Origin of the sequence: Sphingorhabdus lacus (genome assembly GCF_009768975.1) — a bacterium.
GTDB classification, from domain to species: Bacteria; Pseudomonadota; Alphaproteobacteria; order Sphingomonadales; family Sphingomonadaceae; genus Sphingorhabdus_B; species Sphingorhabdus_B lacus.
The window spans coordinates 981,732-999,115 of record NZ_CP035733.1 but is presented as its reverse complement, the minus strand read 5'-3'; the positions used below and the strand labels follow the sequence as shown (position 1 = coordinate 999,115).

Genomic DNA, 17,384 nt, shown 5'->3' with positions numbered 1-17,384 from the left:
CGTCAAGTTTTGCGTTCAGGGCCAGTGGCGCACAATGTCCGATGCGTCGGGGCGCGGGCGTTCTTCCAAAGGCTGGGCGGGGGAGCCCATGAAAAACAGACCGGCAATCTGTTCGTCGCCGTTGCACAGTGCGGACCGGACCACAGGGTCATAGCTTGCCCATCCGGTAATCCAGCTTCCGACAAAGCCATGGGCATGGGCGGCGTGCAGTAGGTTCATGCCGACCGCGCCGACGCTCATCTGCTGTTCCCACAGCGGTATTTTCGCGCTGGGTTGCGGGGCGAAGAGCAGCAGGACCAACGTTGGGGCCATGCGGGCAGGGGCGACCGCTGCCTCGATCTGCGCTGCGCGTGCGTCCGGATTGGCAGCGGTAAAGGCGCGCGCGAGCAGATCGGCAAAGGCATCGCGATCGTCGACCACCACAAAGCGCCAGGGGAACAGCTTCCCATGGTCGGGCGTACGCATCGCGAGCTTCAATATCTCCCCGAGCATGGCGGCATCAGGACCCGGAGCGACCATATCGCGGGGCTTGCCCGACCGGCGGGTGGCGAGATAGCGGGATACCGAGGAGAGATCGTTGAACATGAAGCGGTCATTCGTCGAAATTTGCCGAACTGCGCAACAAAATTCTTCACAGCCGCAATTTTTTCGTTAGGGTTTGACCATCTGCTCGGGGAGAGCATTACAATAATTGACAATTAGAGGGGTTCGCATGACCGATATGAAGCCAATGGGTTTATGGGCTGAAGGCGACTGGATAGCGGCAATCGCTGTCGTCGTACTTGGCATTTTTCTCGCGATGGGGGCCAAGATTGCCATCCAGCGCGAACCGGAATTCGCAGGCCATCCCAAGGGCCTCTACATGCTGTTCTTCGCTGAAATGTGGGAGCGTTTTTCGTTCTACGGTATGCGCGGCATTCTGGTATTTTATCTTACCAAACATTGGTTGTTCGGGGACGGCGACGGACAAGGCATTTACGCTTCGTATCTCGCGCTCGTTTATATTACTCCTGTCTTAGGCGGGTACCTCGCCGATCGCTACATCGGGCAACGGAAAGCTGTGTTATTTGGCGGGATACTGCTCGCAATCGGCCACACGCTTATGGCTTTTGAAGGTGTCGGGGGACAGGATGATCCTACTATCAATATCTTTTGGGGTGCACTTGCCTTCATCGTTGTCGGGTCAGGTTTCCTAAAGGCCAATATTTCGGTTATGGTTGGGCAGCTTTACAAGCTCACGGATGTTCGCCGAGATGGTGCTTACACGATTTTCTACATGGGAATTAACGTGGGTGCGGCGCTTGGCGGCATCATGGTGGGCTATCTCGGTGAAACCATTGGTTGGTCCTACGGTTTCGGACTGGCCGGATTTGGGATGCTCTTGGGACTTGTCGTCTTTGTGCTAGGCAAATCGTCACTCAATGGTGGGGGGGAAGCGCCGGCTCCGTTGGCGCGAAGCAAAGAGATCACGCTTTACGCAGTTGGCGTTGCTTCGGTCGCCGTGATCTGGTTGCTCCTGCAGTATCGCGATGTCATTCAAACGCTGCTCATTGTCTGCGGCGTGTCTCTGCTGGGCTATGTGCTTTACGAGAGCTTCAAACTGCAGCGGGAAGCAAAGCACCGCATGTTTGCTATCCTGTTTCTGATCAGCTTAAATCCAATTTTCTGGTCGCTATTTGAACAGGCGGGTGGTTCGATGAATCTGTTCACGGATCGTTATGTCGATCGTGCCGGCATTCCGGCGTCGCTGTTTCAATCTATCAACCCCATTTACATAATCCTGCTTGCTCCTCTGTTTGCGGGTTTGTGGCAATGGCTCGGTTTGAAGGGCAAGGATCCGTCCGCTCCAGTTAAATTCGGTCTGGCACTTGGCTTGATGGGATTGGCCAACTTAACGTTGGTTTGGGGTGGCGAAGCCGTCGGCGTGTCGGCGATGACGCCGGTTATCTTTGTGCTGCTTTATTACGGCATCGCAACAATGGCTGAGCTCTGCCTGTCACCCGTCGGACTTTCAGCTATGAACCGGCTCGCTCCCAAATTTCTGGCGTCGTTGATAATGGGGGCTTGGTTCTACATGACTGCCGTTGGAAATTTCCTTGCCGGAAAAATTGGCGAGGCAACAGGCGGGCATGGCGGTGAAATGACCAAACAGGGCCTGTTTGATGTCTACGAGTTGTTCGGCTTCATCTCGGTTGGTGCCGGTGTTCTGGTATTGGTGCTGTCCCCAATTGTACGGCGTTGGATGCACCTCGATACGCTCGAAGACGAAAAGCTCGAAGGTGCGGCCGAAATGGGTGAGGCACAGGCTGCCGGTACCCATCCTGCTACGAATAGGAACTAAACGAAGATGACATTCACCCGGAAGGCCATAGCAGCCTGTCTGCTTCCGCTCAGCATGGCGGCATGTACCTCGACCGAGAAACCGGCAACGGTATCTACGGTCAAGCCGGTGGAAAAGGCGCCCGCGCCTTTTCCGTCGACCTATAAAGCCTATCCGGGTGTCGCCACGGCGATCCGCAATGTCACCATTTATGATGGTGAAGGCGGAAAGATCGACAATGGCGTGGTGTTCATGTCGGGCGGCAAGATCAGCAGTGTCGGCGGGCCGGACACCCCGATACCTGCCGATATTGCGGTCTTCGACGGGGCTGGAAAATATGTGACCCCCGGGATCATCGATATCCACTCCCATCTGGGCGATTATCCCACGCCTTCGGTGGAAGCGCATAGCGACGGTAACGAGGCGACATCGCCTACAACCCCGGAAGTATGGGCCGAACACAGCGTATGGCCACAGGACCCCGGCTTCAGCCGCGCACTCGCCAATGGCGGCGTGACGTCGCTGCAAATCCTTCCGGGTTCGGCAAATCTGATGGGTGGCCGTTCGGTTGTCCTGAAAAATGTCTATTCCCGCACGATACAGGGCATGAAATTCCCCGGCGCACCCTATGGGTTGAAAATGGCCTGCGGTGAGAACCCCAAGCGGGTATATGGCACAAAAGGACGTATGCCCTCGACCCGCATGGGCAATTTGGCCGTCAACCGCCAGACATGGATCAAGGCGCAGGAATATCGAAAGAAACGTGATAGCGGCAAAGAGTTCACCCGCGATTTGGGTATGGAGACTCTGGCAGGCGTATTGGACGGCGAAATCAGCATCCAGAACCACTGCTACCGTGCCGACGAAATGGCGCTCGTCCTCGATATGGCGAAGGAATTCGGCTATAAGGTCGCCGCATTCCACCACGCCGTGGAAAGCTACAAAATTGCAGACCTGTTGCGTGACAATGGCGTGTGCTCGGCTGTGTGGGCCGATTGGTGGGGTTTCAAGATGGAGGCCTATGACGCCATCCCGGAAAACGCTGCTATCCTCCAGAATAGCGGCGCGTGCGTCATCATCCATTCCGACGATGAAAACCAGATCCAGCGTCTGAATCAGGAAGCTGCCAAAGCGCAGGCCGATGGCCGCCGGATGGGCATCCAGATTTCGGATGCCGAAGTCATCAAATGGCTCACCTACAATCCCGCCAAGGCGTTGGGCATTGCCGACAAGACCGGAAGCCTGAAGCCCGGCAAAATGGCCGATGTCGTCCTGTGGAACGGCAACCCGCTCAGCGTCTATTCCCGCCCCGAAATGGTGTGGATCGACGGCGCGCTGATGTATGATGCGAAGGACCCCAAAAGGAGGCCGGTAAGCGATTTCGAGCTTGGCCAACCCGGCGAAGGAGATGTGAAATGAAGCATTTCCTTTATGCAGCAGCCGCAATGGCAGCTTTGACCTCGCCATCCTACGCCGAAACCATTGCCATTACGGGCGGCAAGCTCGTCGTCGGCGACGGCAGTGCGCCCGTTGAAGGCGGCACTGTTGTCATTCGCGATGGCACCATCGTAGCAGCAGGCGTCGGCATTGCCGTCCCCGCTGGCGCGCGCCAGATCGACGCCAGCGGTAAATGGATCACGCCGGGCGTGTTCGCCGGCTTCACCCGCCTTGGCCTGTCCGAAGTGGACGCCGTGAACGGCACGAACGACAAGAGTGGTGGCAAAAGCGGATTTTCGGCGGCGATTGATATTGCGCCTGCTATCGACCCCTTCCGCTCGCCCTTTGCGGTGAACCGGTCCGCAGGCGTCACGCGCGCCGTTGTGGCACCCGAAGCCGCGGACAATATCTTCGCAGGGCAGGGCGCAATCGCCGATCTGGGGGCAGACAGCAACCCCGTGACCAAGGCCCGCGCCTTCCAATTCGCCGAATTTGGCGAAGACGGGGCGGCGAACGCCGGGGGCAGCCGTGCCGGAACGCATCTGCACTTCCGCGCGATGTTGCGTGAGGCGCAGGATTATGCGGCAGGGCGTGATACCTTTGACGATGATCTGCTGAAAGCCGAAGATGCCAAGGCATTGCTGTCGGTCCTGCGCGGCGAAACGCGTTTGCTGATCCATGTCGAAGGTGCGAACGACATGTTACGCCTGCTGGAGCTGAAGCGTGATTTCCCGACCATCAAGATGGTCTTCGTCGGCGCGACCGAAGGCTGGCGCGTTGCACCGCAACTGGCGCAGGCAGGTGTTCCTGTCATAGCCTCGGCACTCAACGATTTGCCCGCAACATTCGAAATGCTGGGGGCTACGCAGAGCAATATCGGGCGTATGAAAGACGCCGGAGTGAAGGTTGCCATCGGCATGATCAACGACCGCGATTCCCACCAGTTGCGTTACACCACGCAATATGCAGGCAATCTGGTCAGTCTGGAAAAGCTGCCCAACGCAACGGGCCTGTCCTGGGACGAAGCCTTCGCCGCGATCAGCTCGGTTCCCGCCGACATCATGGGCGTGGGTGACCGCTATGGCAGCCTGAAGTCGGGTAAAGCCGCCGATGTGGTGGTATGGGACGGGGACCCGCTGGAGCTTTCCAGTACGCCGACCGCCGTCATCATCGACGGGGTTGAGCAGCCCTTAGGCAACCGGCAACAGCGGCTACGTGACCGATATGCACGCCCGACCGAAGGTGATTTGCCAAAAGCCTATGACCGCTAAAGATCAAAGCTGTTAAGGACAGCATGTTTCGGGGGCCGGAGACGTTGAATTGAACGCATATCTTCCTTTGGCTGCCGCCTGTATTGCCTTTGTCGGCACGCATTTTCTGATGTCGCATCCGTTGCGGGCCATGTTGGTATACCGGCTGCGGGGCAATGGTTTTGCCTTGCTCTATTCGGCGGTGTCGCTGGGGCTGTTTTATTGGATGATTACGGCCTTTGTGCAGGCACCCAAGGAAGGATATTTCTGGCCCGTTGGTGATGTGCTGTGGGGCGTAACCAGCGTCCTGACGCTGATCGCAGGCGTGCTGTTTTCCGGGTCCTTCATCCGCAATCCGGCATTGCCGGGGGTTCCCGATGCCCTCGCGGCGCAGGAACCCGCCGGCGTGTTCAAGGTCACCCGTCACCCGATGATGTGGGGCTTTGCCCTATGGGGCATCGGCCATATCCTGATCGCGCCCCGAATCGACAGCTTCCTGTTTGCCGGAAGCATCGTCTTTCTTGCGCTCGTCGGGTCGAAGGGGCAGGAAATCAAAAAGAAGAAACTGGCCGGTGTCGAATGGGATTCATGGCTAAGACGGACGCATTTCTGGCCGCGTCTGTCCGCACTGCCGTCGGTAGGTGTCGGTCCGTGGATCGCCGGTATTGTCCTGTGGATGGTGGCCACATGGAGCCATCCTTTCATGGGCGTTGCCGGCGCGGGTATCTTTCGCTGGTTTGCGGTTTAGGGGCGGATGCACGCTAGTACTCAGCCCAATATTTCGAATTATATTCAACCGTCACCCCGAACTTGTTTCAGGGTCCATTTGTAAGCCCTCAACCGACCTGTAGTGACAAGCCATGCTGCGACGCACGGTTGCGTTTGGCCCACGCCGACGGAGTCGCTGCACGATCGACCCTGAAACAAGTTCAGGGTGACTGGGGTTGGTTCAGGGTGACGGGGGGTCAGCTTGAAATTGGGCGACGGCCCCTACAACCGGACCATCTTCATCCCGCGCTCGCCGTAGCGTGGACCGGCGGTTCCGCCGCGGGGGGCTGCGGCTTCGAGTTTGGCCAGATCTTCCGCGTCCAGTTGGATGTCCGCCGCCTTTGCGCTGTCTTCCAAGGTGGCACGCCGTTTGAAGCCGGGAATGGGAACAATGTCGTCACCCTGTGCCATCAACCAGGCGAGCGCAATTTGTGCATTCGATGCGTCGTGCTTCGCTGCAACTTCACCAACAATATCCACCAGCTTCAGATTGGTCGCGAAATTCTCGCCCTGATAACGCGGGTCCTGCCGCCGCCAGTCATTTTCCGGCAAGTCATCAAGGCTGCGGATCGAGCCGGTAAGAAAGCCGCGTCCCAAGGGGGAGTAGGGCACAAAACCGATGCCGAGTTCGCGGCAGGTAGGTAAAATCTCATCTTCAATGTCACGCTCCCACAGCGAATATTCGCTTTGCAGGGCGGAGATCGGCGCGACCGCCGCAGCACGGCGCAGGGTTTCTGGTCCGGCTTCGGACAAGCCAATATGTTTGATTTTGCCATCGGTGATGAGGTCGGCCATCGCGCCGACAGTTTCCTCGATCGGCACGGCAGGGTCGACGCGATGCTGGTAATAGAGATCAAGGCAATCGATGCCGAGGCGCTTCAAGGTTCCTTCAACCGCCGACTTCGCATTTGCGCCTGATCCATCGACGCCGACAATATTGCCGCCATCGAATTTGAACCCGAATTTGCTGGCGATAACCAGCCCGTCGCGCTTACCCTTGATGGCTTCGCCCACCAGTTCTTCGTTGGAAAAGGGGCCGTAGATTTGGGCGGTGTCGAAAAACGTCACGCCGAGGTCGATGGCGCGGTGAATGGTCTTGATGGCCTCATCGGGATCGGCATCCTCGCCATAGACGATATTACCGCCCTTGATCATGGGCATGCAGCCCACGCCGATAGCGCTGACCTTTAATCCGTTACCGAGATTGCGATACTGCATCCAACTTCTCCTTTTCCGGCGCTTCAATGGCGGTGGCGAGCGCCACATCCATCTGCACATTGCCTGTTGTTCTGAAAATGTCGGGCAGCGTTTCGACCGCGATTAGCAAGGCCAGCGGTTCTACCGGAATGCCCAGGGCCAGACAGATTGGCGCAATCGAGGTGACGAAGCTGACCGTGCCGGGCAGACTGACGGCGCCCATCGAGGTCAACGCGGCGATGAAAATGGCAAAGGCATAGTCGAACCCGTCCAGCTTCACGCCGAACCAGTTGGCGACATAGAGCGCCACCGCGAGGTTCATTGCAGGGCCGGTAACGCGCAGCAAGGCAACCGCCATCGGCAGTACCAGACCAGCGGTGGATTCCCGTACACCCAGTGCTTCGGATTTTTGCAGCATCAGGGGCAGGCTGGCGAGCGAGGATTGCGTCGAGACGGCAAAGGCCTGCACCGGTGCAATCTGGCGTGCATAGTCGGTGAAACGGACCTTTCCGGCAAAGACGGCAACGGGATAGGCGAAGGCACCGACCACGATACCGACCATCGACACGATGCCAATATAGTGCAGAACTGCACCCAGCGCAGCAAAGCCCGACCGAGCGCCGACGACAAAGGCCAGCGCAAAAACGCCGATGGGGGCTAGTTTCAGTACCCATTCAATCACGATCACCATGGCATCGGCCAGCGCGCTGAAAAAACCGGCCATTTGCTTGCGCGGTTCGGCTGCGAGCCGCGTGATTGCAAAGGCGAAGGTCATGGTGAAGATCAGCAGCGGCAGAATGGAATCGCTGGCCGCCGCTGCAATCGCATTGGTAGGAACAAGCGCGAGGATAAAGTCCCGCAAGCCGGGCTGTTCGCCAACCGCGGCGGCGGTCGTCAGCGCGGACCGTAGCGCATCGGCGCTTTCCTGCGGCATCGGAACGAGCGCGAGGAAGGTGGGCGTAAGGATCGCGCCCATGCAGGCGGACAGGCTCATCATTACAACGATCCAGGTCACGGTGCGCGCCGCCATGGGGCCGGCACGTGCGGCCTCTGCGCTTTTAACGATGCCGGTGATAACCAGTGCGACGATTAAAGGCACGACCGTCATGCGCAACCCGTTCAGCCATAATGTGCCGACGATATCGAATGCGAAATCCAGTTGTTTGGCAATGGCCGGTATCTGGGCGGTCAACAGGATGCCGAGCAATAGACCGGCAACCAAGGCGATAAGAATACGTGTTGCGTTAGACATGACGAGAGGTCTTGCCAGCCTGCCGCCCCCTATGCAAGGGAGAGGCATCGCGGTTGCACTTTTTTGTCGTAATTCCGCACGGATATCAGGAACTGGCATGGCGCGTAAATATTTCGGAACCGACGGGATCAGAGGCCGCACCAATGCCAGCGCGATGACGCCGGAAATGGCGATGAAGGTCGGACAGGCGGCAGGCGCGCATTTCCTGCGCGGCAAGCACAAGCACCGCGTGGTGATCGGCAAGGATACGCGGCTTTCGGGCTATATGATCGAAAATGCTCTGGTCGCTGGATTCACCAGCGTGGGTATGGATGTGGTGCAATTCGGGCCCATCCCGACACCGGCGGTGGCGCTGCTGACCCGGTCGATGCGTGCCGATCTGGGCGTGATGATTTCGGCGAGTCATAATCCTTATGAAGATAATGGAATAAAGCTGTTCGGGCCGGATGGCTTCAAGCTTTCCGATGCGGATGAAATTGCGATTGAAGCATTGCTCGACCAGCCATCCAAACTGGCCAATGCGCCCGATGTGGGCAGGGCGCGGCGGATCGAGGATAGCCGGGGCCGCTACATCCATGCGGTCAAGGCGTCGGTCCCCGAACATATCCGCTTTGACGGTCTGCACGTCGTGCTCGATTGTGCCCATGGCGCCGCCTATCAGGTCGCCCCGACCGCGATTTGGGAATTGGGTGCGAAGGTGACGCCCATTGGGGTCACTCCCAATGGCAAGAATATCAACGACAAGGTCGGCTCGACCTATGTCTCCACCTTGCAGGAAACGGTCGTTTCGGCAGGCGCGGATATCGGCATTGCGCTTGATGGTGATGCCGACCGCTTAATCGTAGTTGACGAAAAAGGCCGCGTTGTGGACGGCGACCAGATCATGGCGCTGCTCGGTACAGCGATGAGCCGGGCGGGCAGGCTGACGGGGGATGGTATTGTTGCCACGGTCATGTCCAATCTGGGGCTGGAGCGTTATCTGGAAAGCCAGCATCTGAAGCTGGTGCGCGCCAAGGTTGGCGACCGCTATGTTCTGGAGGAAATGCGCAACCACGGCATCAATGTTGGGGGCGAGCAATCGGGGCATATGATCCTGCTTGATCACGCCACAACCGGCGACGGCACCATTGCTGCGCTGCAGGTATTGGCGCAGCTGGTTGAAAGCGGGAAGCCTGCAAGCGAGGTGCTGCACCTATTCGATCCTGTCCCGCAGCTTTTGAAAAATGTCCGCTTTTCGGGCGGCAAGCCGCTCGACAATCCGGCGGTTCAGGCCGTTATCGCGCAGGCCGAAGCTGAACTGGCGGGCAAGGGCCGTCTGGTCATCCGCCCGTCGGGGACAGAGCCCGTCATCCGCGTCATGGCCGAAGGCGACGATGCGGCGCAGGTTGAAAAGCTGGTCGATGCGATCTGCGATGCGGTAAAGGTCGCGGCAGCTTGAACAGCGACGGCAAGCCTGTCCGTGTCCTCATCATAGCTGGTTCGGACAGCGGCGGCGGCGCGGGTATTCAGGCGGATATCAAGACCGTCACCATGCTCGGCGGCCATGCGATGACATCGATCACCGCCATCACCGCGCAGAACACTTTAGGCGTCGACGCGGTCCATATGGTGCCGACCGACATGGTCATCGACCAGATCGCTTCGGTCGTCAGCGATATCGGCGTTGATGCGGTCAAAATCGGAATGATCGGAAACGTCAGCACAGCACATGCGGTGGCCGACAGCCTCGCCGAACTATCCTGTCCGATTGTGTTTGATCCGGTGATGGTCGCGACAAGCGGCGCGGTTTTGGCTGATGCCGACACGATCTCCGCCTTTGAACGGCTGATGCGGCTTGCCACGATTACGACGCCCAATCTGCCGGAGCTGGAGGCATTGGGCGGCAAGAACGCCTTGCTGGCGCGGCATATACCCTTGCTGATAAAGGGTGGCCATTCCGAAGACGATCTGATCGTCGACCAACTCCATCTGGCCGAGGAGCAATGCGTTAGCTGGTCCGACGAACGGATCGCGACGCGCAGCACACATGGCACGGGCTGCACGCTCGCCACGGCCATTGCGACGGGGTTGGGGCAGGGGATGGATCTGGTCCCCGCCATTGAACGGGCGCGCCTGTTCGTGCGCCTCGCCTTGCACGATGCGCCGGGGCTCGGGCAGGGACATGGGCCGATGGGACACCAGTCGGTGCGTGAGGATGCGATGGTCGCAGGGCCCTCGCTCAATCAGGTCACGGTGGGCTGCCGTGACTATGGCGCATCGGTCGATTTCTACCGCACGCTTGGTTTGCAGCAAATTGTCGACAGCCCCTCCAATGGCTATGCCCGTTTCGAAATGCCCAATGGCGTGACTTTCTCTATCCACCAGAATGACGCGTGCTCAACATCGACCGTCGTCTATTTTGAAAGCAAGCGGCTCGATGCCTGGGTCACCGAATTGCTCAGCCAAGGCTATATGTTCGACCAGATGCCGCAAGACGAGAGTTGGGGCTGGCGTGAAGCGCGGCTGCTGGATCCCGCGGGCAATATGGTGTGCCTCTATAGCGCAGGCGAAAACAGGCGCTATCCAGCCTGGCGGATATGATTGTCGGTGTAGACGAAGCCGGGCGCGGTCCGCTTGCGGGGCCTGTCGTGGCCGCCGCCGTGGTGCTGTGTGAAGAGGGGATCGCCGGGCTGGATGACAGTAAAAAGCTGTCGCCCAAGAAACGTGCGGCCTTGGAAGAGCAGATAAAGGCCAAATGCCGCTGGGCCGTCGGACTGTGCAGCGTCGAGGAAATCGACCGGATCAATATCCTGCAAGCAACGATGCTCGCAATGACGCGGGCGGTGGAGGCGCTGGCGATTGCGCCCTCGCTGGTCATGGTCGACGGCAACCGACTGCCCAAATGGGCCTATCAGGCGCAGGCGGTCGTAGGCGGCGATGCCATCCATCCCTGTATTTCGGCCGCCAGCATCATCGCCAAGGAACATCGCGATCGCCTGATGGTCGAGGCAGACCGGGAGTTTCCCGGCTATGGATGGGCGTCGAATAAGGGATATGGTGCCGCGATCCATATGGAGGCGTTGCGCCGTTTGGGCCCTACGCCCTTGCACCGCAGGAGCTTCGCGCCCGTCGCACAGATGATTTTGGTGTAACGGAATGTAAAATCTTCGGGTGTGAGTCCTTCGCGCAACACCACCACCCGTTGAGTCCCGCACGAATCCTGAGACTCTACATCTTGTGTCGGACTCCTTTCGTTCTCTCCATATAGCGCATTTATGGCGCACTTTCCGGCGACTTTCCACGGGTTAACGGCCTTGACGTTAACCATATGGGGACTCACTGCGGGCTAAACAGGGCTCGGGAGTAGTGCATATGGGTGTCATTGAAAAAATTCGGCCAGCGACGGTAAAGACCGCAACGCCACAGGCCGATTTGCCTTTGAACCAGATTTTGAAAATGGACTGCATCGAGGCGATGCGGACGCTGCCCGACGCCTGCATCGATATGGTGTTCGCCGATCCGCCCTATAATCTGCAGCTTGGCGGCGACTTGCTGCGTCCCGACAACAGCAAGGTCGATGCGGTCGACGACGATTGGGACAAGTTCGAAACCTTTGCGACCTATGACGCCTTTACCCGCGCATGGCTCGCCGAAGCGCGCCGGATCTTGAAGCCCAACGGTTCGCTCTGGGTCATTGGCAGCTACCATAATATTTTCCGCGTTGGCACGGCGGTGCAGGATGCGGGCTATTGGATTTTGAACGACATTGTCTGGCGCAAGTCGAACCCGATGCCCAATTTCAAGGGCACCCGCTTTACCAATGCGCATGAAACGCTGATCTGGGCGTCGAAAAGCGAGAAATCGAAATATACGTTCAACTATCGCGCCATGAAGACGATCAACGACGAACTTCAGATGCGTTCGGACTGGCTGATCCCGATTTGCGGCGGTCAGGAACGGCTGAAGCGTAACGGCACGAAGGCCCACCCGACACAAAAGCCCGAGGCATTGCTCTATCGCATCCTGTTGGCCTGCACAAAGCCGGGCGATGTTGTCCTTGATCCGTTTTTTGGAACCGGCACCACCGGCGCTGTTGCGCGCCGTCTGGGTCGCGACTGGATCGGTTGCGAACGCGAAGACCTATATTGCGAAGTCGCCGAAGAGCGGATTGCCGCGGCACTGCCGCTGGATGAAAGCGCATTGAAAACGATGCAGTCGCCCAAGGCCGCACCCAAAGTCGCTTTCGGGCAATTGGTCGAAGCAGGCTATCTGAACCCCGGCGCAAAGCTTTTCGACCGCAAGCGGCAGTTCGAAGCGGTCGTGCGGGCCGATGGGTCGATTGCCTGTGGCACCGTTGATGGTTCCATCCATAAAGTCGGTTCGACCATCCAGAATGCGCCGAGCTGCAATGGCTGGACCTATTGGCATTATGAGGCGACCGACGGCGCGATGAAGCCGATCGATGATCTGCGCCAAACCTATCTTCTTGCAACCGAACCGTGATCGACCTTTACCTTCGTCCCACGGCTTTTGTTGAAAGTCCGCAGCGGCATGACGGCGCCGCTGTCCGGCTTGCAGGCACCATGCTGTGGTTTTCGCACATCGAGGTCATCGACCGCACAGGCGCCAGCACGGTGCGGCAGCTTGTCGATATGCGGCGGTGGGAGGAATTTCTTGAGGCTATCCCGGCGGAAAAGCAGGCGCGCTGCGCGCAGCTTTACACCCGTCTGACCGCGCCACGCACGGCGCTGCAAATGGGGGAACGAACGATCCGTCTCGACCAGCCGCAGGTGATGGGAATCATCAACATGACGCCGGACAGTTTTTCCGACGGCGGTAAAAATGCGGATATCGAGACGGCTGTCGATGCCGCATTCGCCATGACGAGCGCCGGCGCAGCAATGATCGACGTCGGTGGAGAGTCCACGCGCCCTGGAGCGCCCTTGGTGTGGGAAGGCGACGAAATTTCACGGGTCGAACCGCTGATCCGAAGACTGGCCGCTTCGGGAACCGCTATATCCATCGACACGCGCAAGGCCGCGGTGATGGAGGCTGCCGTGACTGCGGGCGCGGCCATGATTAACGACATATCGGCACTGCTGTTCGATGACCGGTCGCTGGAGGTTGCAAAGGCTCTCAATGTGCCGGTCGTCCTGATGCACGCGCCCAGCCATGGTACCGATCCGCATAAGGGCGGCGACTATGATGATGTGGTGACCAACGTGTTTGACTGGCTGGAAGAGCGCGTGGAGGCTGTCGAAGCTGCGGGCATATCGCGTGACAAGATCTTGGTCGATCCCGGCATCGGCTTTGGCAAATCGCTGACGGACAATCTGTCGCTGATCAACAACCTGTCGGTATTTCATGGTTTGGGCTGCGCCTTGCTGTTCGGGGCGAGCCGGAAACGGATGATTGGCGCATTATCAAATGAAGCCCCTGTGGAACAACGCCTCGGCGGATCGCTTTTCCTCGCCATGAAAGCGGTGGAGCAGGGCGCGCATATCATCCGTGTCCACGACGCTGCTGAAACCGTCCAGGCTGTTCAGGTCTGGCGGGGGCTTCGCGACGCGGCTTTGACGGCAAGGGCATAACCCCAACCTTACAGGGCTTTGACCGCATTGCTCCTTGGCCGCCGGTGGCCGACAATGTGACCAACAGTGCGGAAAAGGAAATGCCATGATTGCCAAATATATCGTCGGTTACATCGCAACCGGAATTGCCTTTGCCGTGATCGACAGCTTCTGGCTTCGCACCATGTATACCCGGCTGTATCAGCCGGAAATTGGCGAACTGATGATGAAAAACGGCTTCCGCCTGGGGCCGGCCATTGTTTTCTACCTTCTCTATATTTTAGGCATGATGATCTTTGCGGTTGGCCCTGCGCTGCTCAGTGGCAAATGGCAGACGGCCTTGATCTGGGGCGCGCTGCTCGGATTCTTTTGCTATATGACCTATGACCTGACCAACCACGCCACATTGAAGGTGTGGAGCACCAAGGTGACGGTGCTGGATATCATTTGGGGCACTGTGCTGACCGGGTCGGCCTCGGTTGTAGGCTATTGGATAACGACCGCGATTTTGGGGAAGAATTAGGGGGCTGCGTAAAGCGGTGATCGAAATCGGCCTATAAAACACCACTCCGTCACCCTGGAGCCAAAGGCGTGCAGAGCACAACTTGTTTCAGGGTCCATTTTGCAGCGGCCCCGTCGATCTGGTATGAACGCAACCGTGCGTCGTGGCACGGCTAGTCACGACGGGGCAGGGTAAGGCTTACAAATGGACCCTGAACGAATGGCAGGTGTCAGCGTGCTCAAAAACTAACGGGAATGTCTGGAATGTTGTGGGAAGCGGACATTGCAAGCAAGTCATGCTAGAGACCCAGCATGCAACGGAAATCCAAAATATTCTTGATCACCGCAGTTGCGACTATTGCTGCGCTCGTTCCAGTATTTGGTCCATTCACGTTCTACCATGCCGTGGTGCCTTTCTTGGGTCCTGTTCTACCAAAACATGATGGTGTGCCCAGTTATGCGTCGGCTACCTACAATTGGAAAGGGGCGGGGCTGATTTGGAATTGGGAGCAGGCTTTGCCAAACGGTTGCGCGAAATGGGACGCAACTAACGGTCAAATCGCTTACTACGGACTAACGCTAATTTCAGGCGCAAATGGTTGCGATAGCTCTGGCTTAATTTTGAGTTATATCTCTTATTCAGACCATATTGTAATCGGAAAAGGTGGAGATCGGGGGGGTGGAAAACCATGCCCCTTTAAAGTTTCCGACGAGCAGATTGCCCTTTTCAATAGCCTATTGCAACAAGCTAAGAGGAGAGCCACTCCTGAGATTGAAATGCGCGCTCTGCATGCGATTGAGCGTCGACTTGACAACTTAAACGGTAAAACACTTACTACCGATCATACGGGTGGGTGTAACGATCTTAGTTTAGCTGATTACAGCAATTCCTGATGTGGCTCCGCTCAGTTAACGAGAACAGTTCCATTGATCTAATGCCCGAAATGTTGTCGCTCGCTGCCCGTCCACTTTGGCAGAATTGTTGTAGGGTGCTGACGGGCGGCTTTAGGACGATCACATTCAAAGGCTGTCATTGCATCATGTGCTTTTGCTTCGCCTTAAAGCCGGATGTGAATGCCGCGCCGGTGCAGTGGAAAGATCATCAAAAAGATCAAAAGGACGATGCCGAAAGCACAGGCCAGCGATGCAAGATGAGGGTCAGGGACCACCGCCGACATTATCCTGAACCCCGTGCTTTGTAATGTCGGGGGGTCTTCGACAGATGCCAGCGGAATGCCGGCGATAGCCGACAGAAAGATGGAGATGGAAAAGGCAAGGATCGCATTGCCGCCAAGGACCCTGAAGGGTGCAAGAAGCGGCAGCATGCCCGCCCGAAGCAGTGTTGCAACGGCTGCCAGGGCGACAAATGAAATCCCGCTCGTTAAAAGAGCGAATGTGCTGGTCCAAATCTTCTTGTTGATCGGAAATAGCGGCTCGAGCAGCAAGGCAGCTGCAATCAGCAATCCTCCGGCAACCAGCAGGGCCGGAATACACCGATCCCCCAACTTTGTCCAAATACTGACTGCAAGCACCCCAAACAGGATATTGGCGCTTGCCGGGAACGTCGCAAGAATACCCTCCGGATCATAGAGCACGGGACCGCGCCAGCTTTCCGCAGCAAGCGGCCACATATGCTGTGTTCCAAATACCGCGCGGTCGATATAGGCAGCCAGATTACCTTCCATATCGAGCCGCCCGGCACCATATCCAGGGACAGTCACAAATGATAAGGCAACCCAATAGCCAATCAAAAGAACGGCGATGGCGATGCCTATTTGCACGGGTTGCGGGGCCTCACGATGGGCGACGACACTGGACAGCCACATAATGGAAACCGCACTAAGATAGGCGGCAGCAATTCTTTGCAATACCCCCGGAATGCGCCAGGTCGTATAGTCTTGGGGTCCGACAGGCGGTGCGCCAAGCAGGCCTGAAATCACAGCAAGATAGTTGAGTGCCAAACCAAGCAAAGTAAGGCCAATCACGCGACGGCCAACCTTCGTCCAGAAAGCGGTCTGTTCATTTGGATCGAGCGACCTGCCAAACGTGAGGCCGAGCGCCATACCAACGCCAAAAAGAAAATCGGGAAAGACCAGATCCGCAAAAGTCCATCCGTGCCAATCGGCATGACGAAGGGGAGCATAAGTGTGACCCCAAGAACCTGGACTGACAACAAGGATCATCACCGCAACCGCAAATCCGCGCAAGATGTCCAGCTCACTCATTCTCTGAACGTTCGTCATGCTCGCCTCCTCGAAATGAGAACGTTCACATTAGCAGTGGCCGAGATGATTGCAATGTTTCGCTCACGGCTATGATATCAACGGCCGGCTGATCAACAGACGATCACAATGGCAGCTTTTGGAATTTCGATCATCGAGGCCAGCGACCGCAATGTTGTCGTGTCCGGACATTCCGCTTTGGCATCTCTATTGTAAGGGGCGGACCCTTCGCGCAAGGCATCCATTGCGTTCCTGAAATAGATATGTCGTTATAGCGCGAAGCCAGGCTCGAAAAAGTCGGAGGGTCCAGTCATGCATCCACTTCACATCCAGCGTTTGATCGCGCTTCCCTATTTCATTCTTGGTGGATGGTGTCTATTCGCACCGGGAATGGTTGAGCGTCTTACTGTCGCTCCCGATTACCAGCATCTCAGTGCGACAAGTGCACTATTCATTGGTTGTTTTGGCGCTCAGGCCATTCTCGGCGGCCTGTTCATCTGGTTCAGCCAGTGGCAGCGTAGGACATTCATGGTTTACGCAATCGCGCTTTTACCGTTTTTCTGGTTCAACTATTGGTTTGTTTTCGAAGTACCGATCTTCAATCGCTGGCTGGCTCTGGATTTTGTATCAAACTTGGCGATGCTGACGCTCAGCCTATGGGGCTGGAAACTGATGGGCAAAGCTCAGCCATAACGTCCGCAAACCTGTCGCGTCGGTACAGGCGGCGCCGTTAAAACGACAGGCGCGTTGTAAAGGATATCAACCGGTAAGCAGGATTGCGCAGGCAAGATAAATAGGAATAAGGTAGCAAGGATAGATTCCGGACTTACTGGGGGCATTCGAATGATTTTGAACGGGACCACCGAAAGCGTAAGCGCAATTTTGGTC

General features: G+C 57.4%; 16 protein-coding genes. 12 read left to right on the top strand and 4 right to left on the bottom strand.

The annotated features are described in order from the left end of the window. Window positions 1-15: 15 nt before the first annotated feature. Window positions 16-585 (bottom strand): nitroreductase family protein, encoded by a 570-nt coding sequence (locus EUU25_RS04625; RefSeq protein WP_158898722.1) that lies wholly within the window; start codon window positions 583-585, stop codon window positions 16-18. 136 nt (window positions 586-721) lie between these two features. Between EUU25_RS04625 and EUU25_RS04620 the strand changes: the two genes are divergently transcribed. The 4 genes from EUU25_RS04620 to EUU25_RS04605 are packed head-to-tail and all read left to right on the top strand — an operon-like array spanning window position 722 to window position 5,755. After that, complete coding sequence (locus tag EUU25_RS04620) at window positions 722-2,341, top strand: peptide MFS transporter (RefSeq protein ID WP_158903121.1); 1,620 nt, start codon at window positions 722-724, stop codon at window positions 2,339-2,341. 6 nt (window positions 2,342-2,347) lie between these two features. Next, window positions 2,348-3,739 carry an amidohydrolase gene (locus EUU25_RS04615; RefSeq protein WP_158898720.1) on the top strand — a complete coding sequence of 464 codons (1,392 nt, stop codon included), beginning with the start codon at window positions 2,348-2,350 and terminating at the stop codon, window positions 3,737-3,739. Beyond that, a complete protein-coding gene (locus EUU25_RS04610; protein ID WP_158898718.1) occupies window positions 3,736-5,028 on the top strand; it encodes an amidohydrolase family protein in 1,293 nt (430 codons plus the stop codon). Before EUU25_RS04615 ends, EUU25_RS04610 begins: the two co-directional genes overlap by 4 nt. Window positions 5,029-5,077: 49 nt before the next feature. Further along, on the top strand, window positions 5,078-5,755 hold the full coding sequence (locus tag EUU25_RS04605) for an NnrU family protein (RefSeq protein ID WP_246162906.1): 678 nt from the start codon (window positions 5,078-5,080) through the stop codon (window positions 5,753-5,755). A gap of 242 nt (window positions 5,756-5,997) precedes the next feature. On the opposite strand, the gene EUU25_RS04600 is transcribed toward EUU25_RS04605, so the two are convergent. After that, on the bottom strand, window positions 5,998-6,993 hold the full coding sequence (locus tag EUU25_RS04600; protein ID WP_158898716.1) for an aldo/keto reductase: 996 nt from the start codon (window positions 6,991-6,993) through the stop codon (window positions 5,998-6,000). Next, entirely contained in the window at window positions 6,971-8,224 is a 1,254-nt protein-coding gene (locus EUU25_RS04595; RefSeq protein WP_158898714.1) for a dicarboxylate/amino acid:cation symporter, read from the bottom strand. Before EUU25_RS04595 ends, EUU25_RS04600 begins: the two co-directional genes overlap by 23 nt. A gap of 97 nt (window positions 8,225-8,321) precedes the next feature. On the opposite strand from EUU25_RS04595, the gene glmM reads away from it, so the two are divergent. The 7 genes from glmM (at window position 8,322) to EUU25_RS04560 (ending at window position 15,168) form a co-directional block, all read left to right on the top strand. Then, the gene (glmM, locus tag EUU25_RS04590; protein WP_158898712.1) at window positions 8,322-9,662 is read left to right on the top strand and encodes a phosphoglucosamine mutase; all 1,341 of its coding nucleotides are present in this window, start codon (window positions 8,322-8,324) and stop codon (window positions 9,660-9,662) included. Then, a complete protein-coding gene (gene thiD, locus EUU25_RS04585) occupies window positions 9,659-10,804 on the top strand; it encodes a bifunctional hydroxymethylpyrimidine kinase/phosphomethylpyrimidine kinase (protein WP_158898710.1) in 1,146 nt (381 codons plus the stop codon). The genes glmM and thiD overlap by 4 nt, the downstream gene beginning before the upstream one ends. Further along, window positions 10,801-11,355, top strand: coding sequence for a ribonuclease HII (locus EUU25_RS04580; protein WP_158898708.1), 555 nt, complete (start codon window positions 10,801-10,803; stop codon window positions 11,353-11,355). Before thiD ends, EUU25_RS04580 begins: the two co-directional genes overlap by 4 nt. Before the next feature lie 220 nt (window positions 11,356-11,575). Next, window positions 11,576-12,706: a site-specific DNA-methyltransferase gene (locus EUU25_RS04575; RefSeq protein ID WP_158898706.1), complete on the top strand. Its 1,131-nt coding sequence runs from the start codon at window positions 11,576-11,578 to the stop codon at window positions 12,704-12,706. Further along, a complete protein-coding gene (gene folP, locus EUU25_RS04570) occupies window positions 12,703-13,794 on the top strand; it encodes a dihydropteroate synthase (protein ID WP_343032383.1) in 1,092 nt (363 codons plus the stop codon). The genes EUU25_RS04575 and folP overlap by 4 nt, the downstream gene beginning before the upstream one ends. An 85-nt stretch (window positions 13,795-13,879) precedes the next feature. Continuing rightward, window positions 13,880-14,296, top strand: coding sequence for a DUF2177 family protein (locus tag EUU25_RS04565; RefSeq protein ID WP_158898704.1), 417 nt, complete (start codon window positions 13,880-13,882; stop codon window positions 14,294-14,296). Between the two features lie 290 nt (window positions 14,297-14,586). Beyond that, the gene (locus EUU25_RS04560) at window positions 14,587-15,168 is read left to right on the top strand and encodes a hypothetical protein (protein ID WP_158898701.1); all 582 of its coding nucleotides are present in this window, start codon (window positions 14,587-14,589) and stop codon (window positions 15,166-15,168) included. A gap of 164 nt (window positions 15,169-15,332) precedes the next feature. On the opposite strand, the gene EUU25_RS04555 is transcribed toward EUU25_RS04560, so the two are convergent. Continuing rightward, window positions 15,333-16,517: an acyltransferase family protein gene (locus EUU25_RS04555; protein WP_158898699.1), complete on the bottom strand. Its 1,185-nt coding sequence runs from the start codon at window positions 16,515-16,517 to the stop codon at window positions 15,333-15,335. Between the two features lie 291 nt (window positions 16,518-16,808). On the opposite strand from EUU25_RS04555, the gene EUU25_RS04550 reads away from it, so the two are divergent. Next, entirely contained in the window at window positions 16,809-17,189 is a 381-nt protein-coding gene (locus tag EUU25_RS04550; RefSeq protein ID WP_158898697.1) for a hypothetical protein, read from the top strand. The last annotated feature ends 195 nt before the right edge of the window (window positions 17,190-17,384 follow it).